General features: G+C 68.5%; 20 protein-coding genes. 11 read left to right on the forward strand and 9 right to left on the reverse strand.

What is annotated here, in order from left to right; translation table 11 throughout:
- The 5 genes from ACX80W_RS15940 to ACX80W_RS15960 all read left to right on the forward strand — a co-directional run.
- On the forward strand, window positions 1-1,144 hold a 1,144-nt coding region (locus ACX80W_RS15940), incomplete at its 5' end, for a PKD domain-containing protein (RefSeq protein WP_459285007.1).
- A 386-nt stretch (window positions 1,145-1,530) separates the two neighbouring features.
- Complete coding sequence (locus ACX80W_RS15945) at window positions 1,531-2,793, forward strand: hypothetical protein (protein WP_459285009.1); 1,263 nt, start codon at window positions 1,531-1,533, stop codon at window positions 2,791-2,793.
- An 87-nt stretch (window positions 2,794-2,880) separates the two neighbouring features.
- A complete protein-coding gene (locus ACX80W_RS15950; RefSeq protein WP_459285011.1) occupies window positions 2,881-3,624 on the forward strand; it encodes a CDP-alcohol phosphatidyltransferase family protein in 744 nt (247 codons plus the stop codon).
- Entirely contained in the window at window positions 3,615-4,955 is a 1,341-nt protein-coding gene (locus ACX80W_RS15955) for a Wzz/FepE/Etk N-terminal domain-containing protein (protein ID WP_459285013.1), read from the forward strand. Before ACX80W_RS15950 ends, ACX80W_RS15955 begins: the two co-directional genes overlap by 10 nt.
- Window positions 4,948-6,165: an O-antigen ligase family protein gene (locus ACX80W_RS15960; protein ID WP_459285015.1), complete on the forward strand. Its 1,218-nt coding sequence runs from the start codon at window positions 4,948-4,950 to the stop codon at window positions 6,163-6,165. Before ACX80W_RS15955 ends, ACX80W_RS15960 begins: the two co-directional genes overlap by 8 nt.
- On the opposite strand, the gene ACX80W_RS15965 is transcribed toward ACX80W_RS15960, so the two are convergent.
- On the reverse strand, window positions 6,155-8,002 hold the full coding sequence (locus ACX80W_RS15965; protein WP_459285017.1) for a right-handed parallel beta-helix repeat-containing protein: 1,848 nt from the start codon (window positions 8,000-8,002) through the stop codon (window positions 6,155-6,157). The genes ACX80W_RS15960 and ACX80W_RS15965 overlap by 11 nt on opposite strands.
- A 169-nt stretch (window positions 8,003-8,171) precedes the next feature.
- On the opposite strand from ACX80W_RS15965, the gene ACX80W_RS15970 reads away from it, so the two are divergent.
- From ACX80W_RS15970 to sufU, 3 genes are all read left to right on the forward strand, one after another.
- Window positions 8,172-9,317 (forward strand): glycosyltransferase family 4 protein, encoded by a 1,146-nt coding sequence (locus ACX80W_RS15970; RefSeq protein WP_459285019.1) that lies wholly within the window; start codon window positions 8,172-8,174, stop codon window positions 9,315-9,317.
- A gap of 128 nt (window positions 9,318-9,445) precedes the next feature.
- Window positions 9,446-10,762: an aminotransferase class V-fold PLP-dependent enzyme gene (locus ACX80W_RS15975; RefSeq protein WP_459285021.1), complete on the forward strand. Its 1,317-nt coding sequence runs from the start codon at window positions 9,446-9,448 to the stop codon at window positions 10,760-10,762.
- A gap of 1 nt (window position 10,763) precedes the next feature.
- A complete protein-coding gene (sufU, locus tag ACX80W_RS15980; RefSeq protein ID WP_459285023.1) occupies window positions 10,764-11,216 on the forward strand; it encodes a Fe-S cluster assembly sulfur transfer protein SufU in 453 nt (150 codons plus the stop codon).
- 24 nt (window positions 11,217-11,240) lie between these two features.
- Here sufU and ACX80W_RS15985 read toward each other — a convergent pair whose 3' ends face one another.
- The 4 genes from ACX80W_RS15985 to ACX80W_RS16000 form a co-directional block, all read right to left on the reverse strand.
- Window positions 11,241-12,944, reverse strand: coding sequence for a sensor histidine kinase (locus ACX80W_RS15985; RefSeq protein ID WP_459285025.1), 1,704 nt, complete (start codon window positions 12,942-12,944; stop codon window positions 11,241-11,243).
- An 8-nt stretch (window positions 12,945-12,952) separates the two neighbouring features.
- Window positions 12,953-14,305, reverse strand: coding sequence for a Na+/H+ antiporter NhaA (gene nhaA, locus ACX80W_RS15990; protein ID WP_459285027.1), 1,353 nt, complete (start codon window positions 14,303-14,305; stop codon window positions 12,953-12,955).
- Window positions 14,306-14,420: 115 nt separating this feature from the next.
- Window positions 14,421-14,642: an SCO4848 family membrane protein gene (locus ACX80W_RS15995; RefSeq protein ID WP_459285029.1), complete on the reverse strand. Its 222-nt coding sequence runs from the start codon at window positions 14,640-14,642 to the stop codon at window positions 14,421-14,423.
- A gap of 33 nt (window positions 14,643-14,675) precedes the next feature.
- The gene (locus ACX80W_RS16000) at window positions 14,676-15,173 is read right to left on the reverse strand and encodes a DUF2505 domain-containing protein (RefSeq protein ID WP_459285030.1); all 498 of its coding nucleotides are present in this window, start codon (window positions 15,171-15,173) and stop codon (window positions 14,676-14,678) included.
- Between the two features lie 298 nt (window positions 15,174-15,471).
- Here ACX80W_RS16000 and mfd point away from each other — a divergent pair, with 298 nt between their 5' ends.
- Window positions 15,472-19,071: a transcription-repair coupling factor gene (mfd, locus tag ACX80W_RS16005; RefSeq protein WP_459285032.1), complete on the forward strand. Its 3,600-nt coding sequence runs from the start codon at window positions 15,472-15,474 to the stop codon at window positions 19,069-19,071.
- Between the two features lie 222 nt (window positions 19,072-19,293).
- Here mfd and ACX80W_RS16010 read toward each other — a convergent pair whose 3' ends face one another.
- From ACX80W_RS16010 to ACX80W_RS16025, 4 genes are read right to left on the reverse strand one after another with little or no spacing between them, the layout of a single operon-like run.
- On the reverse strand, window positions 19,294-19,668 hold the full coding sequence (locus tag ACX80W_RS16010) for a hypothetical protein (protein WP_459285034.1): 375 nt from the start codon (window positions 19,666-19,668) through the stop codon (window positions 19,294-19,296).
- Window positions 19,669-19,711: 43 nt separating this feature from the next.
- Window positions 19,712-20,392, reverse strand: coding sequence for a deoxyribose-phosphate aldolase (gene deoC / locus ACX80W_RS16015; protein WP_459285035.1), 681 nt, complete (start codon window positions 20,390-20,392; stop codon window positions 19,712-19,714).
- Between the two features lie 59 nt (window positions 20,393-20,451).
- A complete protein-coding gene (locus ACX80W_RS16020) occupies window positions 20,452-22,179 on the reverse strand; it encodes a phospho-sugar mutase (protein ID WP_459285036.1) in 1,728 nt (575 codons plus the stop codon).
- A 40-nt stretch (window positions 22,180-22,219) separates the two neighbouring features.
- Window positions 22,220-23,020: a purine-nucleoside phosphorylase gene (locus ACX80W_RS16025; RefSeq protein WP_459285038.1), complete on the reverse strand. Its 801-nt coding sequence runs from the start codon at window positions 23,018-23,020 to the stop codon at window positions 22,220-22,222.
- Window positions 23,021-23,334: 314 nt separating this feature from the next.
- On the opposite strand from ACX80W_RS16025, the gene ACX80W_RS16030 reads away from it, so the two are divergent.
- Together ACX80W_RS16030 and ACX80W_RS16035 are read left to right on the forward strand one after the other, a co-directional pair.
- Window positions 23,335-24,732 (forward strand): NAD(P)H-quinone dehydrogenase, encoded by a 1,398-nt coding sequence (locus tag ACX80W_RS16030; protein ID WP_459285040.1) that lies wholly within the window; start codon window positions 23,335-23,337, stop codon window positions 24,730-24,732.
- Window positions 24,733-24,900: 168 nt separating this feature from the next.
- The gene (locus ACX80W_RS16035; protein ID WP_459285042.1) at window positions 24,901-26,304 is read left to right on the forward strand and encodes an MFS transporter; all 1,404 of its coding nucleotides are present in this window, start codon (window positions 24,901-24,903) and stop codon (window positions 26,302-26,304) included.
- Window positions 26,305-26,393: the final 89 nt, after the last annotated feature.

The following is a 26,393-nucleotide window of genomic DNA, read 5'->3' on the forward strand; positions in this document are numbered from 1 at the left end:
CGCGGCGTTCACGCACACGGCCACCGGGCTGGCGGCTTCCTTCGACGGTTCGACGTCGACCGATCCCGACGGCACCATCGCCTCCTACGCCTGGGAGTTCGGCGACGGGACCACAGGGACCGGGGTGAAGGCCTCCAAGACGTACGAGACTGCGGGGACCTATGCGGTGAAGCTGACGGTCACCGACGACGCGGGGGCGACCAACTCGACCTCCAAGACCATTACGGTCGCGGCGGCTCCTCCTGCGAATGCTCCGCCCACCGCGGCGTTCACGCACACGGCCACCGGGCTGGCGGCTTCCTTCGACGGTTCGACGTCGACCGATCCCGACGGCACCATCGCCTCCTACGCCTGGGAGTTCGGCGACGGGACGACAGGGACCGGGGTGAAGGCGTCGAAGACCTACGCCGCGGCGGGGACCTATGCGGTGAAGCTGACGGTCACCGACGACGCGGGGGCGACCAACTCGACCTCCCGGGACGTGACGGTGACTTCCGACGGAGGGCCGGCGGCCGAACTGGCACGGGACGCCTTTGGCCGGACCGTCACCGGTGGTTGGGGCGCCGCCGATGTCGGCGGGGCCTGGACCGTCTCAGGAACCACAAGCAAGTACTCCGTCGACGGAAGCGCAGGTCTCATGACCCTCCCGGCCGCAAGCTCGAGCGCCACCGTGCGGCTGGACGGCGTATCCTCGCTGACCACCGACACCCGCTTCACGACGAAGCTCGACAAGGCGCCCAACGGGGGTGGCGCTTACCTGACGGTGGTCGGCCGCAATGTCACGGGAGCGGGGGAGTACAGGGCGAAGGTCGGTATCTCGGCAACCGGTGCGATGACGCTGTTCGCCGAGAAGGCCGTTAATGGGACGACAACCTCCCTCGGGAGTGCCTCGCTGTCGCCCCTCACCTTCAGTGTGGCAGACACCTACAACGTGCGGGTGCGGGTCTCGGGTACCGCTCCGGCGACGGTGCAGGCGAAGGTGTGGAAGGTCGGGACCACCGAACCTGCCACCTGGCAGGTCTCGAGAACCGACTCCGAACCGGCCCTGCAGAAGGCAGGATCGGTGCTGGTGACCGCCTACCTTTCCGGGTCGGCGACTATTGCCCCACTGCAGGTACGGCTCGATGACTTCCTTGTTCAATAGGCGACGGTCCGGCGGTTCGGGCAAGGAAAAGCCTTGAGGAGCGGTTCCGCAACGGTGGTCCGCCCCCGGCCGTCGTCGGCTCCCCTCGGCACGCTCAGCCGGCCGAGGGGAGCGATGACGAAAGAACCCGTTCGGCTCTCCCGGACTGCAATCGCATACACCTGCACGCTCCGGCTGTACAGCCGTATTTCGGGGTGGGCACTACTCGTGTTTCCGCTTGCGTCTATATCTACGCTTGCCCTAGTTTGTCCGTCCTATTCGGGCGGACTGAAAGATCGGTCGCGCATGAACAGCTGTCATGGTTCCCGCAGTCAGTGCGCCATGCTGCTGCGGGGTACCCTCACCGGGCGCTCCATCGACCTTGCAACCCCCGTCGGGTCGATCCCATGATGGCCGCCCTGAAGCGCATGCTCCCTGCGGGGCTGGCGGCAACCGCGCAGTGCACCCAGGCGGTGGGCAGCATGCTGCTCATCCTGGTCGCAAGCAGGACGATGGACCTCCCCAGTGTCGGGCTGCTCAGCCTTTTTTACGGGTTCTTCGTCCTCGGGGCCGGTCTTGTCACCGGCTTCGTGGGGGACAGCATGACCGTTCTGGACCGCAGCGTACGGTCGATCCGGGCAGCCCTCCAGGTGTGGTTCCTCGTCCTGACCGGCGCCGTGGCGGTCCTCACAGCGGGAGCGGGCTTCCTCACCGGTTTCACCGATGGAGGGTTGTCCGTTCTTCTGGGACTGGCCTGTTTCGCCTTCATCAGCGAAGAGATCGTGCGGCGCTTATCGATGATCAACCTGAAGTTCGGGAGGGTTACGGTGGTTGACCTCTCCGTGATCGTCGGGATGGGTGTCCTTCTCCTCGTTCTCGGCCGCGACGGGTTCCAGCTCCCGGATTTCCTGGTGGCCATCCTCGCGGGACAGGCAACCGGAGCAATCGTCGGGATTCTGCTCCTGCCGCGGTCGGAACGCTATGTCGTCCCCATGGGCGAACCGGCTTTACGCCAAGTGGCGGGCTTCGGTGCCTGGCGGGCAGCGCAGCAGGGCCTGAGGCCCGCGTTGCTGGCAAGTATCCGATTTGCCGTCATCTTCCTCATCGGTCTTGCCGCCGCGGGCGAGTTGGAGGTGGCACGCATCTATGCCGCACCGGCACTGCTCCTGGTGGGAAGCTTCGCTTCGTTCCTGCTTCCCTCCTATGCCCGGGATGCGTCCAGGCCCCTTTCCGAACTCGTCGGCCGTGCCGACCGGGCGGTAATTTCGCTCACCGTATTTACGGTCCTCGGTTCAGCCGCCGCACTCCTCCTGCTGCCGGTGGCCGGGCCACTGCTCACAGGACGGACGCCGGATCCGGTGGCCGTAACCGGTTGGTTGTTCCTGTCCCTCGGGGTCGGGGCAAGCATCCCTTACGGCTCGCTCGCGGCCGTACGCGGCAGTGCAGCGACAGTGTTCGGTGTCCGCCTGACCGAGACCCTCCTGTCGCTGGCTCTCGCCACGGTGGTGGTTGCCCTGTCGGGCTCTTTCGTCCTCGCTCCGCTGTGCGCGGGGGTCGGCTCACTGGTCGGTGCCCTGGTTCTTCGATTGTTCGTCCTGAAGCGCCACACCGAGCACTCCTCCACGGCGGCCTCCGCTCCGCAAAGAAGGAAATCGGAGGCTCATGTCTAGGCCCAAAGCGCCACCCGTGACGGGAGAGGCACATCAGCAGCGATCCAAACATCCAACGTTCGGCACAACACACCATGGAGGGCCGTGATGACAATGCGACCTGGGGCGCAATTGGATTTTCGTGAAGCACTGGATTCCCTCGCCGGTGCGCAGAAAACTTCGAAGGGGGCTCCCGCTTACTCCCGGTACATCAACCGACCATTGGGCAGGATCCTCGCGGCTGCCGCCTATTCGCGCAGCCTTACTCCGAACCAGGTGACGGTTTTCAGTGCTCTCGCCACCTTTTCCGGGCTGGCGCTTCTGATCCTGACGGATCCGACGTCCGGCACCGCTGTCCTGATCACCGCCCTGCTTGCGCTGGGGTATGCGCTCGATTCCGCGGACGGACAGCTCGCGCGGCTGACCGGGAAAGGGTCCCCGGCCGGTGAATGGCTGGACCACACGGTGGATGCCTTCAAGAGTGGGAGTCTTCACCTCTGTGTCCTGATTTGCTGGTGGCGCTACCTCGACCTCAACATCGCCTGGTTGATCGTCCCACTGATGTTCCAGGTGTTGGATACGGTCCACTTCTTTTCGTCGCTCCTGATCGACCAACTCAGAAGGGCGCACCGAACCAGAAGCAGTGCGCCCGCGGCGGAGAAGTCGACGTCGTCGCTCCTGTATTCACTCGCCGTGCTGCCGACTGACTTCGGTCTGCTGTCTGTCTTTTTCTTATTGCTACTCGTCCCTCCTGCATTCGTCGGTGCCTACACCCTGCTCATGCTCGGCAACGCCGCCTTCCTGGCACTCGCCCTGCCGAAGTGGTACAGGGAGGTGAAGTCGTGGAGCTGAACGAATACCTGCGCATCTTCCGGCGCCGTTGGGTCCTGATCCTCGTCTCGGCATTATGCGGCGTGATCGCCGCCGGCGTTGTCACCGGATTCATTCCGCCGAAATTCGAGGCACAGGCTGTCCTGTTTATCCGGGCCGATTCGGCCGCCAGTTCAAGCTACGAGAACTCGCAGTTCGTTCTGCAACGGGTGAAGTCGTACCCCGACCTCGTCTACAGTCCCCAGGTGCTCAACCCGGTGCTGCAGGAGCTGGACCCGTCATCCCTTACTCTGTCCGAACTGAAGAAGCGGGTGAGCGCGAGCAACCCCGAAGAGACGGTGTACGTGAATGTCACCGCGTCGGCCGGAACTCCGGAAGATTCAGCCACGCTCGCCAACCTGGTGGCCCAGAACCTGCGTGACGTCATCAGGCAGCTGGAAGGGGGCGACACCACCCGGAATGCGGCCGTTGAAGCATTCGTCACCGTGCCCGCCGTCGCACCCGGTGTGGCCTCGGTTCCCAACCCTGTCCTGAACCTCGCGATCGGTCTGCTGGCCGGGCTCGCCGTAGGAGTGATCGCTGCCCTCCTGCTCGGATCCGCAGGACGCAGGGTCCGTCATAGTGGGGACATACCCCGTTCGCTTGGCGTCGAAATGATCGGTACCGTCCCCGAAAGTGCCTCCCACGGGGTGTCCTCCCAGCAGGCCGCCCGCCAGTACCGGGAACTGCTGACCGCTCTTCTCATCAGGCGTGGCGGGCAGCTGCCCAAGCTCCTCATGGTGACGTCGGCCGGGCAGCAGGAAGACGCGTATGACGCGTTCGGTTTTCAGTTCGCCGGTTGCATCTCCGATTCCGGCGCCCGGACCTGTTTCATCGACTGGGCGGACCAGCGTGTCCGGTCGGACGGGACAGGCTCGGAGGTGCCGGAGGCGGGACCCGGTTTCTCGGAGGTCCTCCTGGGAGAGACCACGTTGAATGATGTCGTTTCCCTCGCCGGGGATGGTGCAACCTACCGAATCCCCATCGGAACCGCGGCGGGCAGGATCAGCCGGTCACAGGCTGCGCGCCAAGGAGCGAGCATCCTGAAGGAACTGAGCGAATCCTTCGATGTCACGCTTGTTCGAACCTCGTACGACTCGCACCCGCTGACGACCCCAACTGTTGCGATGGTGTCGGAGGCGGCACTGGTGCTGGTGCCCTACGGCACCCGCACAGCGGACCTCCACGACTGCATCCGGGAGCTTCGGGCGGTCCGTACGGAACCGCTGGGTGTGGTGCTTTTCGGGGGACCGCGACGGGCGGGAGGCGGGGGACGGAGCCACGCGAAGGTGCGGACCACCGGTCGTGGCTGAGACGAAGCCGCACACTGCCACTGCAGTCGTGATCTGGATCATCCTCATCGTCAGCGTCACCTCATGGCGGAAGGGTGTCTACTTTGAGGGCGCTGTCGATGCCGTCGTCGTGGCCAAGGCGGTGCTTCAGGGGATTGCCCTCACCATCGCCCTGCTCCTGAAAAGGGCAGCTCCCACGGCTTATCCAGTTGCCGGCGGGCCCTTCCTGGTGGTGATTGCCGTGCTGGCGGTTTCCATGATCGGAGCGTTGTCGTCCGGTGGTACCCTTGCCTCCGCAGTCCTGGCGGTACGAATCCTTCTCCTTGCGGTAACGGTGGTGTTGCTGGTTTCGATCTTTCCGCGGCAACAGGTCCTTCTGCAATTGGTTATTGCCACCGGAATTGTCGGCGGGGTCCTGGCCGTCACCGGCATCGGCACCCTTGCATCCGGTGGCCGCTTGGAGGGAACCCTCCTTCCGATCAGCCCCAACGGGCTCGTTGTCCTCTGTGCGGTTCCCGCACTTGCGGCGATCCACCGGGTCATCTCAGGCCGTGCGGCGGCCGGCGTCAATATCGCGGCATGCTTCTACGCTCTCGCCTGCATCGCAACCCAGTCCCGGACCGCGCTGCTCGGCATGGCAGTGGCGCTTGTCGTGATCGTCCTCAGCGTGCAGAGGATCCAGCGGTACATCGCCGTCGTGCTCGTCATGATCATTCCGGCGCTGGTGGTGTTTGCCGTGTACACCACCTTTTTCGAGTCGCTCGTCAACCGGGAGGACAGCGCGTCCAATACCACGCTCAACTCGCGAACCATCGCGTGGGACGTTGTGCTCTCGACTCCGTTCGAACTGTTGCAGAAGTGGGTCGGCGCGGGGTTGTCGGTCAAGACGGTCAACGTGCGGGGCCAGTACTGGAACGAGCAGGTGCTCGATTCCACCTGGGTTTCCGCCCTTGCCCAGACGGGCCTTATCGGCACCGCCCTCCTGGCCGTGCTGGCCGCAGCGGTTCTGGTGACGAACCTCCGAGGCGGACGGGACAATGCGTTGCCCCTTGCAGTCCTCGTCTTTCTCCTGATCGGGTCGTTTCTGGAGACCGGGCTTCTTGACTCCAGCGTCAACTTCATCATCTTCCTTGCCCTTGCCTCAACCTTTGTCCCGCCGCGGCGGGAGGACCCGGAGCCAAGGCAGCCACTGCGCCTCCCTGTGGCCGATGGCCCGCGGGTCAGCCGCTGACGGGCCCTACCAGGAGGGTTCCCGACGGGACGCGGAGCAACGCGGCGATCCGGTCGGGCAGCGGCTGGGCTATGACCATCGACCGCACGGTGTCAACGATCCGGAAGGTCACCGGATCCGCCACCTCGGCCCCGGTCAATTCGATGTCGTGCATCGACTGTCCCGTCGCGGTCCGGAAGCCGCCGAGGTTCTTGTACACTGCCGGATCCTCGGCGCCCCGCGACCAGATCACAAGCCAGATTGGAGTAGAGCCCGAGTCGCGGTGGAAGACGCTTCCCGACGTCGTCACTCCCATGTCTTCGCCTGAAAATTCGCGGGAGTAGTCTTCGACGCAGAGGAGGCAATTGCCCGTGGTTCCGCTGATGACGTTGTTCCGCAGCGCCACCGGCCCATTGATCCAGGTCATTGTCGGGTCGGGGAAGTCCTGGCGCGGGTCGTGTCCCGGCTGAGCGGGATCCGACGCCCGTCGGGCGTCCTGCACGATGTTGATCGGACGTCCGTTATCGATCAACGAGTTGTTCCACACTTCGACATCGCTCGTACCGTTGATCTTCAGGCCATGGCCCTCGTTCTCTGCGATGACATTGCCTGCAATGACGGCACGGGCGGAAAGTTCGACCGAAATGCCGTGTCCACGGTTTCCAATGAGCTCGTTGCCCGAAGCGGTCAGGTCGAACACCGATTCGTCGAACCAGAGCCCTGTGCCGTTGTTCGCCTTGAAGACGCTGTCCTGTACGTGCGCCGTCCGGGTCCGGCCGATCTTGAAGCCGCCGGCCACCGGGGAATGGTTGAACCCCTCGATGTTGTTGCCCGTCACCTTGAGATTGACGGCGGATAGCCCGTCCGCATAGGTGGCGGATGCACCGAGCATGCCGTTCGAGGTGAGCGTGATTCCCTCGAGGCGGACATTGGCGCCGGACACCGCAAGTCCTGTGGTGGAGGTCTGCTCGATGACGACGTCCTTGACCGAGATCTCGCTGCTCTCGAGCGTCACAGCGCCCATGTGCGGAACCGACGGAGCGAAACGGCGGACACCGATCCCCTTAATCGCGGACCCGGAGGACTGGACCGAGATTGCTTTGGCAATGGAACTCGCCCGCACCTCCCTGCCGGAAGGGTCCGAGCCAAGGAACAGTTGGTCGCTGTCATAATCGACGAAGAAGGAACCGGTGGTCAGTTCCGCCGGAGAACCCACCTGCCGCTGCGCCTCGCCATCGATCCACACCTGGTCCGGATGGGCGGCCATGGGGTGGTCGGCGTCGATGAACGTCCAGCCCGGCCTTGTGCCGTCCGGCTCGCCCCACGAGTATGTTGGACTGGAGTCGAATTCGGGCGTCCACCCTTCGGCCACGAACGCCTGTCCCTCCGGCGTGAAGCCTTTCACCGGCATGCTCCCGTCGAGCCACACTTCCTCAGAGGGAAACGCCTGGAGCGTGATCCGCTTGGTCTCGGGGATGAGCACCCCCTCATGGTACGAACCGGCCCGGACGACGATGGTCTGCCCGCTGGCGGCCGCGGCGACGGCCGCCTTGATGGTTTTCAGGGGGGCGTCCTGCGTCCCGGGTGCCGTGTCGATACCGTCACCGGCGACAAAGAGCGCATCCTGGGGGATGGCATACGACGTCGTGCCCACGGGCGCCGCACCGCCCTTGTGGCGCTTCTCCTGCCCGGATGGCGGGCTGCTGAGGTCCGCGATCGTCCCGGTGTCGGCCGCGCTGGTGTCGAACGGGCTCTGCGCCGACAGGAGACCGAAGGCCGACAGGACCACGACGGAGCCGAGTGCGACAGCACGGTAGCCAAGCTGTCGGCCACGGTCCCGCCGATCCTGCTCGATCATAAATACCCCCGGCGTCCGAGTTGACGGCATCGAACAGGCCATTGTCGATGTGAGCGCCGCCACCCCCAGCCTAGCCTGAGGAGGGCACCGTGGGAACGCTAGATCCATGGTTCGGTATTGCCCAGCGGCGGGAAGTCAGATCCGCCCCGACGCGCTAGCCTAGGGTTCCATGGACCTAACTGGACGGAAGATTGCCATCGCCCATCCATCGGCGGACCTCTACGGCTCGGACAGGATGATGCTCGAGACCGTCGAGGGGCTCGTGTCGGCGGGAGCGGAGGTCAGCGTTGTCGTCCCGGCCGACGGGCCGCTGCTGCCCCACATCCGCGCGCGGGGAGCCCATGCGGTGGTGGTGCCGACGCTGGTGCTGCGCAGCAGCCTCCTCACCGTTCGGGGCGTGTTCTCCGTCGTCGTCCAGAGCCTCCGGTCGGTGGGGGCCATCGCTGGTTTTCTCGCCCGGAACCGGCCCGATGTGGTGTACGTGAGCACTGTCAGCATTCCCTGGTGGCCCATCATCGCGCGCCTGACGGGCCGCCGCGTACTCGTCCACGTCCACGAGGCGGAGGGCCACGTGCGCCTCATCGTCCGGCACCTGCTGGCCCTGCCGCTCCTATTTTCCCCGGAGGTGGTGGCGAACAGCCGCTACACCCTCAAGGTGCTGGGTCAGTCCCTGCCGAAGAAGGCCGCACGGGCCCGGCTGGTCTATAACGGTGTCGCAGGACCCCCGTCGGTGACGCCGCCCCGGGAGGAGCTCGCCGACCCGGTGCGGCTGGTCTACTTCGGCCGGATTTCCCACCGCAAGGGCGTGGACGTCGCCATCGATGCTGTGGCCGAACTCGGACGCCGGGGACGGAAGGTGAGCCTCGATATCGTCGGTGCGGTGTTCGGCAGCAACGAGGACTACGCCCAGGGGGTCCTGGAACGGATCCGCCGCGAAGGACTCGAGGAATCGGTGCGCATGCAGGGATTCAAGGAGAGTGTCTGGGAATCCGTCGACAGCGCGGATATCGTCCTGGTCCCGGCGCGGCTCGATGAGTCGTTCGGCAACACCGTCATCGAGGCCATGCTCGCCGCCCGTCCCGCCGTGGTCTCGGCGATGCCGGGACTGCTTGAGGCGGGCACCGGATACCGCAGCGTCCGTTTCGTGCCACCCGACGATCCCGGCGGCCTTGCCTCGGCCGTGGAGGAGATCGCCGACAACTGGTCCTACTGGAGCACTCTGGCGGTGGAGGACCGGGCGCGCGCCCAGGAGCATCACGCGCCGGGCAGGTACCGGGACGAAGTCGTCGCTGCGATCGCGGGGACGCCGGCATAGCGCGGGCGGTGCGGCCGCCTTTTCTTAGGCTCCACTGGGATGCCGCAGAACGGGCACCGTGGCAGGATTAGATAAGAGAATCCTTGCGTAATTGCCGCAGGGGATACTGACTGATCCGAGGAGCTCCCGTGCCCGTGGTTGAAACGCCCGTCACGCTTACCCCGTCCGACGCCGGACTGACCGACGCCGAAGTGCTGCGGATCCGCAATGACTTCCCGATCCTCGGCACCGAGGTCAACGGCCGGCCCTTGGTCTACCTCGACTCCGGGGCCACTTCGCAGAACCCGGTCTCGGTGCTGGAAGCCGAACAGGAGTTCTACGAACAGCGCAACGCCGCCGTCCACCGGGGCTCCCACCTCCTCGCCGTCGAGGCCACCGACGCGTACGAGGCCGCCCGCGCCGCCGTCGCCGGGTTCATCAATGCCCGCCCCGACGAACTAGTGTGGACCTCCAACGCGACCGAGGCGATCAACCTCGTGGCCTACGCGATGTCCAACGCCGCCGCCGGGCGCGGGGGAGCGGCGGCGGAGCAGTTCCGGGTGGGACCCGGTGACCGCATCGTCGTCACCGAGCTGGAACACCACGCCAACCTCATCCCCTGGCAGGAGCTCGCCGCCCGCACCGGCGCCGAGCTGCGTTTCCTTCCCGTCGATGACGACGGCGCGCTCCGGCTCGAGGGCGCGGCGTCGATCCTGACCCCGGCCACGAAGCTCCTCGCCTTCAGCCACGCCTCCAACGTCCTCGGAAGCATCAGCCCCGTGGCCGAGCTGGTGCGCCTGGCGAAGGAGGCCGGGGCGCTGACGCTGCTCGATGCCTGCCAGTCGGTCCCGCACCTCCCCGTGGATGTGAAGGCCCTCGACGTGGACTTCCTTGTCCTCTCAGGCCACAAGATGCTCGGGCCCACGGGCATCGGGGGCCTCTACGGCCGGTCGGAACTGCTGAACGCTATGCCGCCGTTCCTGACCGGCGGCTCGATGATCACCACGGTGACGATGGAGCGGGCCGAGTACCTTCCGGCTCCGAACCGGTTCGAGGCGGGCACCCAGCGGATCTCCCAGGCGATCGCCCTCGGCGCCGCCGCGAACTACCTGTCCGAGACCGGGATGCACCGCATCGACGCCTGGGAGGGCGTCCTCGGGGCGCGCCTGGTGGAGGGACTCTCGGCCATCGAGGGGATCCGGGTCCTCGGGCCGGGCGCGGGCACCCCGCGGATCGGCCTTGCCGCGTTCGACGTCGACGGCGTCCACGCCCACGACGTCGGGCAGTTCCTCGACGAGCAGGGCATCGCCGTCCGGGTGGGCCACCACTGCGCCCAGCCCCTGCACCGCCGGCTCGGGCTCACGGCCACGACCCGCGCCAGCACCTACCTCTACAACACCACGGACGAGGTCGACTTCTTCCTGAAGGCCGTCGCCGGCGTCCGTTCGTTCTTTGGAGCACGCTGACATGGCAACGAACCTCGAACAGCTCTACCAGCAGATCATCCTGGACCACGCGAAGGAGCGCCACGGGTCGGGGCTGCGGGAGAAGACCGGCCCCGGATCCGTCGGGGAATCCCACCAGCTCAACCCCGTCTGCGGTGACGAGATCACCCTGCGCACCGTCGTGGCCGACGGCTCGGTGGCGTCGATCAGCTGGGACGGGGCAGGCTGCGCCATCTCCATGGCCTCCGCATCGGTGCTCACCGACCTGATGGAGGGACTGGAGCGGGACGAGGCGGTCCGGCTCATCGACGCCTTCCGCGAGGTGATGCGCTCGCGCGGAACCGTCCCGGCCGATGAGGAAGTGCTCGGGGACGCCGCGGCGTTCGCGGGGGTCTCCCGGTATCCCGCCCGGGTGAAATGCGCGATGCTCGCCTGGGTCGCCCTCGAGGAGTCGCTCCTGGCGGCCAACAGCTAGCCGTTGCCCCTCCCGGGGCCGCCCTCAGCGGGGCTGCGGCAGCAGGATGGTGAAGGTGCTTCCCTCGCCGGGCTCGCTGACCGCTCCGATCGTGCCGCCGTGTTCGGTCACGATGCTCTTGGTGATCAGCAGGCCCAGGCCCACGCCCTGCACCGTGGAGATCCGCACGGCGGGGGACCGGAAGAACCGGTCGAACACCTGGCTGAGCTCCTCGGCCTCGATGCCGATCCCGGTGTCCTCGACCCCGATCCGGAGCGACCCGTCGGCGAGCTCCGCGCCCACGGTGATGGTGCCGCCCCGCCGGTTGTACTTGATGGCGTTGGAGATGAGGTTGTCCAGTGCCTGGCCCAGCCGCACGGGATCCGCCACGGCGGGCAGGGCGGCTGGAACGGTGTTGATCAGCCGGACCCCCGCTGCGTCGGCCGCCGGCTGCGCCGAGGCGATGGACACCCCGGCCAGCTCCCCGATGTCGCACGGCACCGGCCGAACCCGGAAGGTCCCCGCATTGATCGCCAGGAGGTCGTCAACGAGGGCCTCGAGCTGCAGCGCGTTGCGCCGGGCGACCGTGAGGTAGCGCACCACGTCGGGCTCCAGGGAGTCCCTGCGGTCCAGAATGAGGTCGAGGAAGCCGAGGACCGAGGTCAGCGGGGTGCGGAACTCATGGGAGACATTCGAGAGGAAGTCGTCCTTCGCATGCAGCGCCCCGAGCAGTGAGGTGATGTCGGTGAATGAGACGACGGTGCCGGCGAACGCGCCGTCGTCGTCGGTCATGGCCCGCGCCGACACCGAGACGGCCTGCTGGGCGCGCCCGCCGCCCAGCCAGATCTGGACGTCGTCGAAGCTTTCGCCCTGCACCGCACGCCGCACCGGCCGCTCCTCGGCCGGGACGGGGGTTTCCCGGTCCGGACCGAAGATGAGCAGCTGCGCCTCATTGGGGTCGGAATTGCCGGGCGGGGTGGCCAGCCCGTGCGAGGTGCGCTGGCGGGCGTTCATCAACATGTCGTGGCCGTCCCGGTCCACCACGACGAGTCCGACGCCGACCGTGTCGAGGATCGCCGCCAGGAGCCGTTCGCGGTTCCTGCCCTCCGCCGCCGCCTTCCGCAGGGCCCTCTGGGAGCGGGTGGCCGCCTCCTGCTGGGCGCGCCGTTCGGTGGTGAGGATGGAGATGAACGCCGCGAGCCCGGTCAGCACCACCGGCAGGAGGATCGGCCCAAGGAACTCGGCCGGACCGGGTCGGCCCCCACCGGCCAGCAGCGGTCCCCACACGATGCACAGGGAGCCACCGGCCGTGAGGGCCGCCGCGGCGGTCGTCGGAATCCGGGAGGCGGCGATCCAGGCCGTGGGGATGGCGGCGAGCACGCCGACGCCGGAAAGGTAGTCGCCCGCACCGGCGCGCAGGAGCCCGAGGGCCGCGAAATCGAGCAGCGGAACCCCCAGCGCCACCCACGCCGGGAGCCGCTGCCAGGGCACGACGAAGCACACCAGGAGCAGGCCCGCTTCAAGGAGGATCCCCGCGGGAAAGAGCGGATCGGCGAAGAGTGAATCCGGGTCGAGCAGCCACAGCACCGCAACCACCAGCACCACGATGATCGACAGGGCGCTCTGGCTGAGGACAACCTTCCGGCGTCGATCACCGCGCCGCAGCAGCGGCACGTCCGGCCCGCGCCCGGCACCGGCCGCCGTTGCCGCGGTGCGTGCTGCCGTGTCCAACCCCATGTCGACCCCCATGTCCGTAACTACCTGTCCCTGTCCTCGAAGACGTCGGGAATGCCGTCGTTGTCCCGGTCGAGTTTCTCCTCATCCTCGATCATCCGGTAATGCTTATTGCGGAGCCGGAGCACCACGGTGGCCAGCAGCGCGGACGTCAGCGAGGCCGAGAGGATCGCGACCTTGGCGTGATCGTTCGATTCACTGCCCGCACCGAAACTGAGGTCGTTCACGAGCAGGGACACGGTGAACCCGACGCCGGCGAGGATCCCCACCCCGAGCACGTCCCACCAGCTCAGCCCGGGGTCCAGGCTTGCCTTCGTGGTCTTCGTCACCGCCCAGGTGGTGAGCAGGATCCCGGCCGGTTTGCCCAGCACGAGGGCGGCGAGGATGCCGAGGGTCACCGGATCGCCAAGCGCCGAGACGAACCCTCCGGGGCCGCCCACGGCGACGCCGGCCGAAAAGAAGGCGAACAGGGGGATGGCGACGCCGGTGGAGAGGGGCCGGAAGCGGTGCTCGAAGATTTCGGCGAGGCCGGGCTTCCCCGCCCGGGGCGGCTCCACGGTTCCGTCCTTCCGGCGGCGCAGCACCGGCACCAGGAAGCCCAGCAGCACGCCGGACACCGTCGCATGCACGCCGGAGGCGTGCATCAGGGCCCACGCGGCCACGCCCAGGGGCAGCAGGATCAGCCACGCCGCCGGGAGGCGCCGGCCAAAGAATTTCGGGTTGCGCTGGGCGAGGAAGCAGAACAGGGCCAGCGGCAGCAGCATCCACAGCAGGTACTCCACGTGCACATCGGTGGAGTAGAAGAACGCGATGATGGCGATCGCGATAAGGTCGTCGACGACGGCGAGGGTGAGCAGGAAGATCCGCAGGGCCCCGGGCAGGTGGGAACTGATCACCGCCAGCACGGCGAGGGCGAAGGCGATGTCCGTCGCCGTCGGGATGGCCCAGCCCCGCAGCGTGTCGGGCGAGGAGAGGTTGATCGCCGTGTAGATCAGGGCCGGAACGACGACGCCGCCGGCGGCCGCCGCAACCGGGACGATGGCCCTGCTGGGCCGGCGCAGGTCGCCGGCCACGAACTCCCGTTTGAGCTCGAGACCGGTGAGGAAGAAGAAGATGGCGAGGAGTCCGTCGGCGGCCCACTCACCGACGGTGAGTTTGAGGTGCCACGGCTCGTAGCCGAATTCAAAGTCGCGCAGCGCAAAGTAGCTGCCGGCCAGGGGCGAGTTGGCCCAGACCAGGGCGGCGACGGTGACCACGAGCAGGATGATCCCGCCCACGGTCTCCTTGCGGAGGATCTCATTGATCCGCAGCCATTCCGGATAGCTCGAGCGCTGCAGGACCCGGTTCCTGGCGGTGCTCCCGCCGCGTTCGCTCATGATGTGCTGCTCCTCCGGCGTTCGCGCTGTCAGTTGTGGTGCTCCGCGGCCCGGGCGGCCGGGCGAACGGTTCGCCGGTGTGCCCGGCCGGGGCCGGCACACCGGCGTCCGGGCCCTAGCCGGCCAGCGCCCGGACGCCGATGATCGCCGTGGCCAGGCCGAGGATCATCGAGGTCGAGATGAGCATGAAGTGGACCGTCAGGAAGCGCGTCGGCGCTCCCTTTTCGTCCCGGGCGCGCGGGTCCTTGAGGATCCGGCGCAGGAACGGGGGCCAGACGATGAGGGTCCAGACGCCCGAGAGGATCAGGACGAGGGCAAGCGGGGCAGGCAGGGACACGAAGGAGTCTTTCCGGGTTGGGGTGAACGGGGCTTAGTGGGTTTCCAGCCAGCGCTGGGCTTCGGCGGCCTGGATGTTCAGCGCCTTGCCGATCATGGGTTCGGCGGCGCCGGCGATCTTTCCGCCCAGGAAGGGGATCGACGAGCTGACGGAGCCCGTCAGGTCGACCCGGGTCTTTTCCCCGTCCGCGATCAGGCGCTGGACGGCGGTGACGTTCAGGGGAACTCCCGCAACGGTCATCTCCACCCGCGCCTCGCGGGAACCGTCGTCTGCCGGTGCGGCCCAGCGCTCGGTCTGCGTGACGCGCAGTGTCTCCCCGACGAACTTGCGGGCCATCTCCGGCAGCCGCGTGGTGGGCATCGTGCGCACGGCCGTGAGGGTGAAGGGCCCGGTGAGGTCGCCGTCGACGGTGAGGGACTCGAGTGCCCCACCGACGTGGCGGCTCATGTGCTGCAGGAACCCTTCGTCGGTGAACACGCGGGTGACGGCCGCGGCGTCGTAGGGGAGAGTGGTCGAGGCGTTCAGTGCCATGGTTCCTCCGGGTCGTGGGTGGGGGCGTGTGGGTAACTTGTGCCATCCTACGTGTTCACCGGCGGGAGAACCGGACCCGACGGCGCGGGTGACGGGCCGGGGGAGCCGCTAAACTGGAGGGGCTGCTCCCGGAACCCTCAGGGATTTCCGGCCCTTCGTGCTGTCCCGCAGCCGGGAAACCGGCCGTGGCCGATACCGGGCGTCCGCCGTCGTCCGGCCGCACCGGGGGATTCCCAGCACGCGATCGCCGCCGGACGATCACCATCCACCGCGTCACCGATGTGAGGAACCAATACCCATGAGCCTCAATGGACTGCGGGCCGCACTGGCCGAGGACCCCTCCTACGCCCGGGTGCGCGCCAACGCCGCGCGAGCGCTCGGCCAGCGCAGCGCCGACCTGCAGATCGGCGCACCGGCCGGACTGCGTGCGGCGCTGCTGGCCGAGATGGTCGACGGCCTGCGCCGGGACGCCGACGCCGAAACCGGCTCCTCGGTGCCGGTCGTCCTCGCCGTGACCGCCACCGGGCGGGAGACCGAGGACCTCGCCGCGGCGCTGCGCAGCTACCTCCCGGACGGGGAGATCGAGGAGTTCCCCAGCTGGGAAACCCTCCCGCACGAACGCCTCTCCCCGCGCTCGGATACGGTGGGGCGCCGGCTGTCGGTGCTGCGCCGCCTCGCCCACCCCGGGGGCTCGCCGGTGCGGGTCATCGCGGCGCCGATCCGCGCCGTGGTCCAGCCGCTCGTGGCGGGCCTGGGTGAGCTGCAGCCGGTCTCGGCCAAGGTCGGCGACGAGGTCGCCTTCACCGAGGTCGTGAAGTCCCTGGCCGATGCGGCCTACGCCCGGGTGGACATGGTCACCCACCGCGGGGAGTTCGCCGTGCGCGGCGGCATCATCGACGTCTTCCCGCCCACCGAGGACCACCCGGTCCGCATCGAGTTCTTCGGCGACGAGATCGACTCGATGCGCTGGTTCGCCGTCGCCGACCAGCGCTCGCTCAACTCCCACGAGCACCCCACGGTGCTCTACGCGCCGCCGTGCCGGGAAATCCTCATCACCCCCTCCGTGATGTCCCGGGCCGCGAAGCTGATGCCCCAGCTGCCCGCCGCCGCAGGCATGCTCGAGAAGATCGCAGGAGGAATCGCCGTCGAGGGCATGGAGTCGCTGGCCCCCGTGCTCGTGGACGCCATGGTGCCCTTCGTCGGGGAGCTGCCGGCCGGCTCCATCGCCGTCGTCATCGAACCCGAGAAGGTCCGCGCCCGCGCCCACGACCTTGCGGCGACCAACGAGGAATTCCTCGCCGCGGCCTGGTCCACCGCCTCCGACGGTGGTGCCGCCCCGCTCGACCTCAGCGGCGGCCTCGGCACCGACCTGCAGGCCGCGAGCTTCCGCTCGCTCACCGACACACGTGCCACCGCACTGGCCTCCGACGTCGCCTGGTGGGGCATCACCTCCCTCGGTGCCGGGGAGGACGTCCTCGCCGATGTCGACAGCTTCGCCCTGCACGCCCGCGAGCCCCGCGGCTACCAGGGCGACGTCGCGGAGATGATGGACTTCCTCGGCGGCCGGGTGCGCGACTCCTGGCGGGTCGTCGTCGCCACCGAAGGCCCGGGTCCGGCCAAGCGGCTGGCCGAACTGTTCTCCGACTCGAACATCCCGGCCCGCCGGGTCGACTCCCTCGAGGCGCCGCCGCAGCCGGGCATCATCGAGATCACCACGGCGCGCGCAGGGCGCGGGTTCGTCCTCGACGGCCTGAAGATGGGCCTGCTCACCGAGGCCGACCTGCTGGGGCGCACCAGCGCCCAGGGAACCCGCGACATGCGCAAGATGCCCTCCCGCCGGCGCAACGCCGTCGACCCGCTGCAGCTCAAGGAAGGCGACTTCGTCGTGCACGAGCAGCACGGAGTGGCGCGCTTCGTCGAACTGATGCAGCGCTCGACCGGCGCCGGGCCCACCCGGACCACCCGGGAGTACCTGGTGCTCGAGTACGCACCCTCCAAGCGCGGCGCCCCCGGGGACCGGCTCTTCGTCCCCACCGACCAGCTCGACCAGGTCACCCGCTACGTCGGCGGGGACACCCCGGCGCTGAGCAAGATGGGCGGCTCGGACTGGGCCAAGACGAAGAACTCCGCCCGCAAGGCCGTCAAGGAGATCGCCGGGGAACTGATCCGGCTGTACTCGGCGCGGATGGCCTCGCGCGGGCACTCCTTCGCCCCCGACACGCCCTGGCAGCGTGAGCTCGAGGAGGCCTTCCCCTACGTGGAGACCCCCGATCAGTTGACCACGATCAACGAGGTCAAGGCCGACATGGAGCGCGAGGTCCCGATGGACCGGCTCGTCTCCGGCGACGTCGGCTACGGCAAGACCGAGATCGCCGTCCGCGCCGCCTTCAAGGCCGTCCAGGACGGCAAGCAGGTGGCCGTGCTGGTGCCGACGACGCTGCTGGTGCAGCAGCACTTCGAGACCTTCTCCGAGCGCTTCTCGGGGTTCCCGGTGACGGTCCGGCCGATGTCCCGCTTCCAGAGTGCCAAGGAGTCCCGGGAGACCGTCGAAGGGCTGGCCTCCGGCGCCGTCGACGTCGTGATCGGCACGCACCGGCTGCTCTCCAAGGAGGTGGCCTTCCGGGACCTCGGGCTGGTGATCGTCGACGAGGAGCAGCGCTTCGGCGTCGAGCACAAGGAGGCGCTGAAGAAGATGCGCACCAACGTCGACGTGCTCGCCATGAGCGCCACCCCGATCCCGCGGACCCTCGAGATGTCCCTGACCGGGATCCGGGAGACCTCCACCCTGGCGACCCCGCCGGAGGAGCGCCACCCGGTGCTCACCTACGTGGGCCCGTACACCGACAAGCAGGCCTCGGCCGCGATCCGGCGCGAGCTGATGCGCGAGGGCCAGGTGTTCTTCGTCCACAACCGGGTCTCCTCAATCGACCGCACCGCCGCGCAGCTGCGCGAGCTGGTGCCGGAGGCGCGGATCGCAGTGGCGCACGGGCAGATGACCGAGTCGCGCCTTGAGCAGATCATCGTCGACTTCTGGGAGAAGCGCTTCGACGTGCTCGTGTGCACCACGATCATCGAGACCGGTCTCGACATCTCCAACGCCAACACCCTCATCGTGGACCGCGCGGACAACTACGGGCTCTCGCAGCTCCACCAGCTGCGCGGACGCGTGGGCCGCGGCCGGGAACGGGCGTACGCCTACTTCCTGTACCCGACGGAGAAACCGCTGGGGGAGGTTGCCCTCGAAAGGCTGAAGGCCGTCGCCTCCCACAACGAGCTCGGCGCCGGCATGCAGCTGGCCCTGAAGGACCTCGAGATCCGCGGGGCGGGCAACATGCTCGGCGGTGAGCAGTCCGGGCACATCCAGGGCGTCGGGTTCGACCTGTACATCCGGCTGGTCGGGGAGGCCGTGGCGAGCTTCCGCGGCGAGGCCGAGGAGAAGGCCGCCGAAATGAAGATCGAGCTGCCGGTCAACGCGCACCTGCCGCACGACTACGTGCCGGGGGAGCGCCTGCGGCTCGAGGCGTACCGCAAGCTCGCCGGCGCCGCGACGAACGAGGCGATCGCCGGCGTCGTCGAGGAGCTCACCGACCGCTACGGGGAGCTGCCGCCGCCGGTGGTGAACCTGATCGCCGTCGCCCGCTTCCGGGTGTCGGCGCGGGCGGCAGGGCTGACCGACGTTGCCCTGCAGGGCAACTTCATCAAGTTCGCCCCGGCCGATCTGCCCGAATCGCGCCAGATGCGCCTGAACCGCATGTACCCGGGGGCCTCGGTGAAGCCGGCGCTGAACGCGGTGCTGGTGCCCAAGCCCAAGACCGCGCGGATCGGCGGGCGGGACCTCGTGGACGCCGAGATCCTGGAGTGGGCGCAGAAGGTCGTCGACACGGTGTTCGCGGAGTAGGGACCGCTCGACGCCGCGGCTGAATGCGGCAGACGCACCCCAATGCGACGGGCGGACCTCAAAGCGACGAATGCACCCGGTATATGCGGTCCGTTCGTCGCTTTCGGGCCCGCCGGTCGCATGGCGGTGCCTTTGTCCCGAACGCAGCAAAGGCCGCCCCTGGTGTGGGACGGCCTTTGCTGACGCTGCCGGGCGACCGGACGGCCCGGTCAGGGGCGCACTCTAGGAGTCGACGGCCGCCGAGCGCTTCTTGGCCTTGGTGCGGTTCCCGGCGGCGAGGTCCGCGCCGGTGTCGGAGCGGCCCAGGATGCCCTGAGGGATGAAGAACGCAATGAATGCGAGGCCGATGCACACGGCGAAGGGCCAGACGTTCTCGCCGTTCGAGTAGCTGATCGCCCACAGGCCGACGAGGAACAGCACGAACATGACCGCGAAGACCAGGATGTTCTCGCCGAGGTGGCCGACGCCGGCGTGGGCCGGCTGCTTGCCGGCGGGACGGTCCAGGCGGTCGCTGTCGGCCTGCTCGCGCTGTGCCTGGTCACGGTCGGACCGGACGCCGTCCGGGGCCGGCTGGCCCGGATCTACCGAATGTGACATTTGTACTCCTTCGAAAGGGGAATCGTGCTGGTCGCGCTGTCCGTCAGTACCCTGAGGCGCCCTGTTCACCCTTAAGGATAGCGACTCCGGAGCTGGCGCCGATCCGGGTTGCGCCGGCGTCGATCATGGCGCGGGCGTCGGCCAGGGTGCGTACCCCGCCGGAGGCCTTCACTCCGATATCCGGTCCAACGGTGCGGCGCATCAGGGCGACGTCCTCGACGGTGGCGCCGCCGCCGTTGAATCCGGTGGAGGTCTTCACGAAGTCGGCACCGGCCTCGACCGACGCCCGGCAGGCGAGGACCTTCTGGTCGTCGTTCAGCTGGGAGGTTTCGATAATGACTTTCAGGATGGCCCCGCCCTCGTGGACGGCCTCGGCCACGGCGCGGATGTCGAGCACCAGGGCCTCGTAGTTACCGGCGCGTGCGGCGGCGAGGTCGATGACCATGTCGATTTCGTCGGCGCCGTCGGCCACCGCGCCCCTGGCTTCGAAGACCTTCACCTCGGTGGGGGTCGCGCCGAACGGGAAGCCGATGACTGAGCAGGTCAGGACGCCGCTGTCCTTGACCGCGGTGTGCACGGTGCTGACCCAGATGGGGTTCACGCAGACCGACTTGAAGGAGTGCTCGACGGCCTCGGCGCAAACGGCGAGGACCTGCTCGCGGCTCGTTTCGGGCTTCAGCAGGGTGTGGTCGATATAGGAGGCAAGAGAGGCTTCGCTAGGCATAGGGCTATCTTTTCACGAGATGGGATTCCGGGCGGCACGGCCCGGCCGGGATGACGGGTTCAGAGCCCGAGGGCGGTTCCGACGTCGGCGCGGACGGCCTCGAGGCGTGCGCGGGCCGTGGCCTTCGCCGCGGCGAGACCGGAGGCGGAAGCGACCGGCTCGATTACCTCCAGGTAGCACTTGAGCTTGGGCTCGGTGCCGCTGGGCCGGATGATCACGCGGGTGTCGTCCTCGGTCCGGTAGAGCAGCCCGTCGGTCGGGGGCAGGCCGTCGGAGCCCTGCGCGAGGTCGACGGCGTCTGCCACCGCCGAGCCGGCGAACCCCGACGGCGGGTTGGCGCGGAGCCGGGCCATCATCTCCCCAAGCAGCGGAAGGCTTCCGACGCGGACGGACAACTGGTCCGCCGCGTGCAGGCCGTGGGCGAGGAAGATGTCGTCGAGCAGGTCGAACAGCGTCCTGCCCGCGGCCTTGGTGGCCGCGGCAAGCTCGGCGAGCAGGAGCCCGGCCGAGATGCCATCCTTGTCGCGCACCGTCGAGGGCGCCACGCAGTAGCCGAGGGCCTCCTCGTAGCCGTAGCCGAGGCCGGGCACCCGGGCGATCCACTTGAAGCCGGTCAGGGTCTGCACGTGGGGAATGCCCGCCGCCGCGGCGACCCTGCCGAGCAGGCGCGAGGAGACGATCGAGTTGGCGAACACCGTGCCGCCGGTGGAACCCTGCGCGGTGGCGCGGGCGGCCAGGTGCGCACCGAGGAGGGTTCCCACCTCGTCGCCGCGCAGCATCCGCCAGGCGCCCGTCTCCGGGTCCTTGGCGGCCAGCGCCACGCGGTCGGCGTCGGGATCGTTGGCGATCACCAGGTCGGCGTCGGTCTCCTGCGCCGTCTCAAGGGCGAGGTCGAGGGCGCCGGGCTCCTCGGGATTGGGGAAGGCGACGGTGGGGAAGTCGGGGTCGGGGTCGGCCTGCCGCGCCACCAGCGTCACCGCGTCGAAGCCGGCGGCAGCCAGCACGGCCCGGGCGGTGCGGCCGCCCACCCCGTGCATCGGGGTGAGGACGATGTTGAGGTCGCGGTCGGTGAACGCCGGGTCGGCCAGCGCCGCCACCGCCGTGACATAGTCCTTCTCGATACTTTCGGGCAGCACGGTCCACCCCTCCGCGGCCAGCGGGACGGAGTCGATGCCGCCCACCGCCGCGATGTGCGCGGCGATCCCGGCGTCGTGCGGCGCGACGATCTGCACCCCGCGGGCCTCCGGGGCGACGGCGCGGCCGCCGAGGTACACCTTGTACCCGTTGTCCCGCGGTGGGTTGTGGCTTGCGGTGACCATGATGCCGACCTCGCACTCGAGGGCGCGCACCGCGTAGGCGAGGACCGGGGTGGGAAGCTCCGAGGGCATCAGGAAGGTCTCCAGGCCCGCCGCGGTCAAGATTGCGGCGGTCTCCTCGGCGAAGATCCGCGAGTTGTGGCGCGCGTCGTATCCGATCACCGCACGCGGCACGTAGCCGCCGTCGGCGGCGGCCAGGTGCAGTGCGTGCGCGGCGACGCCGGCGGCGGCGCGGCGCACCACGACCCGGTTCATGCGGTTCGGCCCGGCGCCGAGCACGGCACGCAGGCCGGCCGTGCCGAACAGCAGCGGGCCGGAGAACCGGTCGCGCAGCTCCGCCCCGGCCGCGCCGTCGCCCTGCCGCACGGCGTCGAGAAGGGCCCCAAGTTCCGCCGCGGTCTGCGGATCGGGGTCGGACTGCGCCCACGCTTCGGCCGAGGCCACGAGGACTTGCTGTTCGGTGGACGTCATGGGGAGAACCTGCCTGGGTGGGTCGGGGCCGGGGGGATGCTTAGAGCTTGGCGACGATGTCGGCGAGCAGCCGGGAGATGCGGGGTCCGGCCGCCTGCCCGGCCTCGAGGACTTCGGCGTGGCTCAGCGGGACCGGGCTGATGCCGGCGGCAAGGTTGGTGACCAGGGACAGGCCGAAGACCTCCATGCCGGCGTGGCGGGCGGCAATGGCCTCCAGCGCCGTGGACATGCCCACGAGGTCGGCGCCGATGCGCTTGACGTACTGCACCTCGGCCGGGGTTTCGTAGTGCGGGCCGGTGAACTGGGCGTAGACACCCTGGTCGAGGGTCGGATCGACCTCGAGGGCGATCTTCCGGATCCGGGCCGAATACAGGTCGGTGAGGTCGACGAAGGTCGCGCCCTCGAGGGGGGAGGTGGCGGTGAGGTTGATGTGGTCGCTGATCAGCACCGGGGTTCCCGGCGTCCACCGCTCCTGCAGCCCGCCGCAGCCGTTGGTCAGGACCAGCGTCGTCGCGCCGGTCGCGGCGGCGGTGCGGACCCCGTGCACGACGGCGCGGACGCCCTTGCCCTCGTAGAAGTGGGTGCGTGCGCCAAGGACCAGGGCGCGCTTGCCGCCGGCGGTCAGCACTGAGCTGATCGTGCCCACGTGTCCCACGACGGAGGGGGCGGAGAAGCCGGGGATGTCGGCGGCGTCGACGGAGGCGGTCTGCTCGCCGATCAGGCCGGCGGCGCCGCCCCATCCGGAGCCGAGGACGAGGGCGATGTCATGCCGATCCACCCCGGTCTTTTCGGCGATGTACTCGGCGGCGCTGCGGGCAAGGTCAAAAGGATCATTCGTCACCGCACAAACCTACCGCGTGGGATGGAGCCGTTCCAACGGGCCGGCTCCGTCCCGGGGCAGCGCGGTGTGCGGAGGTGGTGGAGGCGGCGCCGGGCCGGAAAGCGGCCTGCGCACCCGAAAGCGACGAATGTGCCCGGTTTAGCTGGTCCGACCGTCGCTTTCGGGTGCGCGCGTCGCTTTCAGGTGCACCCGTCGTTTTCCGGTGCACGCGTCCTGCCGCGGCCTGCCGGGGCCCGGCGGCGGGCAGGCGCCTGCACCGGAAGGCCCGCCAAAACGTTTGGGCCGCCGCCCGGGATGGGGAAGAATAAGGTCCTGTGACCAATCAACTCGATTTCAGCTCCCTGCGCATTGCCATCCTGGGCGGCGGCCCGGGCGGATACGAGGCGGCAATGGTCGCCTCCTCCCTCGGCGCCAACGTCACGATCGTTGAGCGGCAGGGGCTGGGCGGCTCGGCCGTGCTGACCGATGTGGTGCCCTCCAAGACCCTCATCGCGACGGCGGACACCATGACCCGCTTCACCGACGCCCACAGCCTCGGGGTCAACTTCACCGACACCTCCGTCGCCGCCGACCTGCACAAGGTCAACCAGCGACTCCTGAAGCTCGCCCTCGAGCAGTCGGCCGACATCCGCGCCACGCTGGAGCGCAACGGGGTGCGGGTCATCATCGGCACCGGGAAGCTCCTTGACAACCGCCACCTCGAGGTCGTGTCCGAGGGGGAGACCTCGGTGATCGAGGCCGACGCCGTGCTGGTCGCCGTCGGCTCCCACCCCCGCGAACTCTCCACCGCGGTGCCCGACGGGGAGCGGATCTTCAACTGGACCCAGGTCTACAACCTCACCGAGATCCCCGAGCACCTGATCGTGGTGGGCTCCGGGGTCACCGGCGCCGAGTTCGCCTCCGCCTACAACGGCCTGGGCTCCAAGGTCACGCTCATCTCCAGCCGCGACCAGGTACTCCCCGGCGAGGACGCCGACGCCGCTGCCGTCCTCGAGGATGTCTTCCTCCACCGGGGGATGACGGTGCTCTCCAAGACCCGCGCCGACAAGGTCAAGCGCACCTCGACCGGGGTGGAGGTCCACCTCTCCGACGGCAAGGTCATCGAGGGAAGCCACTGCCTCATGGCCGTGGGCGCCGTGCCGAACACCGCCGACATCGGGCTGGAGGAGGCCGGGGTCGCCCTCACCGAGTCCGGCCACATCGTCGTGGACGGGGTCTCGCGCACGACGGCGCCGAACGTGTACGCCGCCGGCGACTGCACCGGGGTGTTCGCCCTCGCCTCGGTCGCGGCCATGCAGGGCCGGATCGCCATCGCGCACCTGTTGGGGGACACGGTCACCCCGCTGAAGCTCAAGCAGGTCGCCTCGAACATCTTCACCACCCCGGAGATCGCGACGGTGGGCGTCACCGAGGCCGACATCGAGTCGGGCCGGTACCAGGGCGACGTCATCAAGCTCTCCCTGCACACCAACGCCCGGGCGAAGATGATGAACGTCAAGGACGGCTTCGTGAAGGTCATCTCGCGGGCCGGGTCGGGAACCGTGATCGGCGGGGTGGTCGTGGGACCGCGTGCCTCCGAGCTGATCTTCCCGCTGGCGATCGCCGTGACGAAGAAGCTCCACGTCGACGACGTCGCCAACACCTTCACCGTGTATCCGTCGCTGACCGGGTCGATCTCCGAGGCGGCCCGCCGGCTCCACGTGCGCCTCTAGGAGCCGCGCCCGGCGGGGCACTCCGCCGTGCGTGTCCAACAGGTGGACATCTTTATCCGCACTGTGGACCGGGGTGGTCCAATATTCGGGTTACACCGATTGGATCCGGCCGCAGGGGAGGCAGTTCCGCTCTCCTGGGCCCGCAGCCCCGCCAGAGAAAGCCGAACCATGTCCTCTTCATCACCCGCTGCACTGGGCGGGGCCACCAAGCCGCTGAATCCGCGCGGCCGCGTCATCTTCGCCAGCCTCATCGGCACCACCATCGAGTTCTACGACTTCTACATCTACGCCACGGCGTCGGTGCTCGTCTTCCCGGCGCTGTTCTTCCCCAACGCCACCCCGGCGAACCAGCTGCTGAGCTCCTTTGCCGTCTTCGGCGTCGCCTTCGTGGCCCGCCCGCTCGGGTCGATCATCTTCGGCCACTACGGCGACAAGATCGGGCGCAAGGCCACCCTGGTGGCGTCCCTGCTCACCATGGGCATCGCCACCTTCCTGATCGGACTGCTCCCGACGGCGGAAAACTCCGGATGGATCATCCTCGCGCCGCTGCTGCTCGTCGTGCTGCGCTTCTTCCAGGGCCTCGCCCTCGGCGGCGAATGGAGCGGGGCGGCGCTGCTGGCCACCGAGAACGCCCCCCAGGGCAAGCGCGCGGTCTTCGGCACCTTCCCTCAGCTGGGCGCCCCGATCGGCTTCATCCTCGCGAACATCCTCTTCGTGGTGCTCAACACCACCCTGACCGACGAGCAGTTCATGAGCTGGGGCTGGCGCGTTCCGTTCCTGCTCAGCGCCGTGCTCGTGATCGTCGGGCTGTACGTGCGCCTGAAGCTCATCGAAAGCCTTTCCTTCCAGAAGGTCCGGGACGAGGGCAAGGTCGTCAAACTTCCCCTCGGCGAGGTCTTCCGCCGGCACTGGCGGCCCCTGGTGCTGGGCACCTTCATCATGTTCGCCACCTACGTGCTGTTCTACCTGATGACCTCCTTCACCCTGACCTACGGGACCAGCCCCGCAACGGTCGAGCAGGCACGGGCCGGCGCCGAGGCCGCGGGCAAGGAATTCGACGCGGCGGGCTTCGTGCCGGGCCTCGGGATCGACCGCGGCGACTTCCTGTGGATGCTCATCCTCGGCGTGGTGTTCTTCGGAATCTTCACGCTGGTGTCGGGTCCGCTGGCCGAGCGCTTCGGCCGCCGCAGGATGCTGCTGGCGGTGACCGCGGGCATCGCCGTGTTCGGCTTCACCTGGGTGCCGCTGTTCGGTGCCGGCAGCACCGGTGCCATGGCGCTGCTGATCATCGGGTTCATCCTGATGGGCCTGACGTTCGGGCCGATGGCCGCCGTCCTGCCCGAACTCTTCCCGGCGAACGTGCGCTACACCGGCTCGGCCGTGGCCTACAACCTCTCCAGCGTCATCGGGGCGGCGCCGGCCTCCTTCGTCGCCATCGCGCTGTGGAAGGTCGCCGACGGAAGCACGTTCCTGGTGGGGCTCTACCTCAGCATCGCGGCGGTCCTGACCTTCATCGCCCTGTGGATCTCCCGCGAGACCCGCGACCGCGACTACGAGAACCACACCGCCTGATCCGCCCTTTCCACCGACGATACCGGCGCGGGGGGCCCAAAAAGAGCCCCAAGGGCACTCTCCCCACACACCCTTTTCCCCCCCCCCCC

It is taken from the genome of Arthrobacter melezitosi, assembly GCF_054511055.1.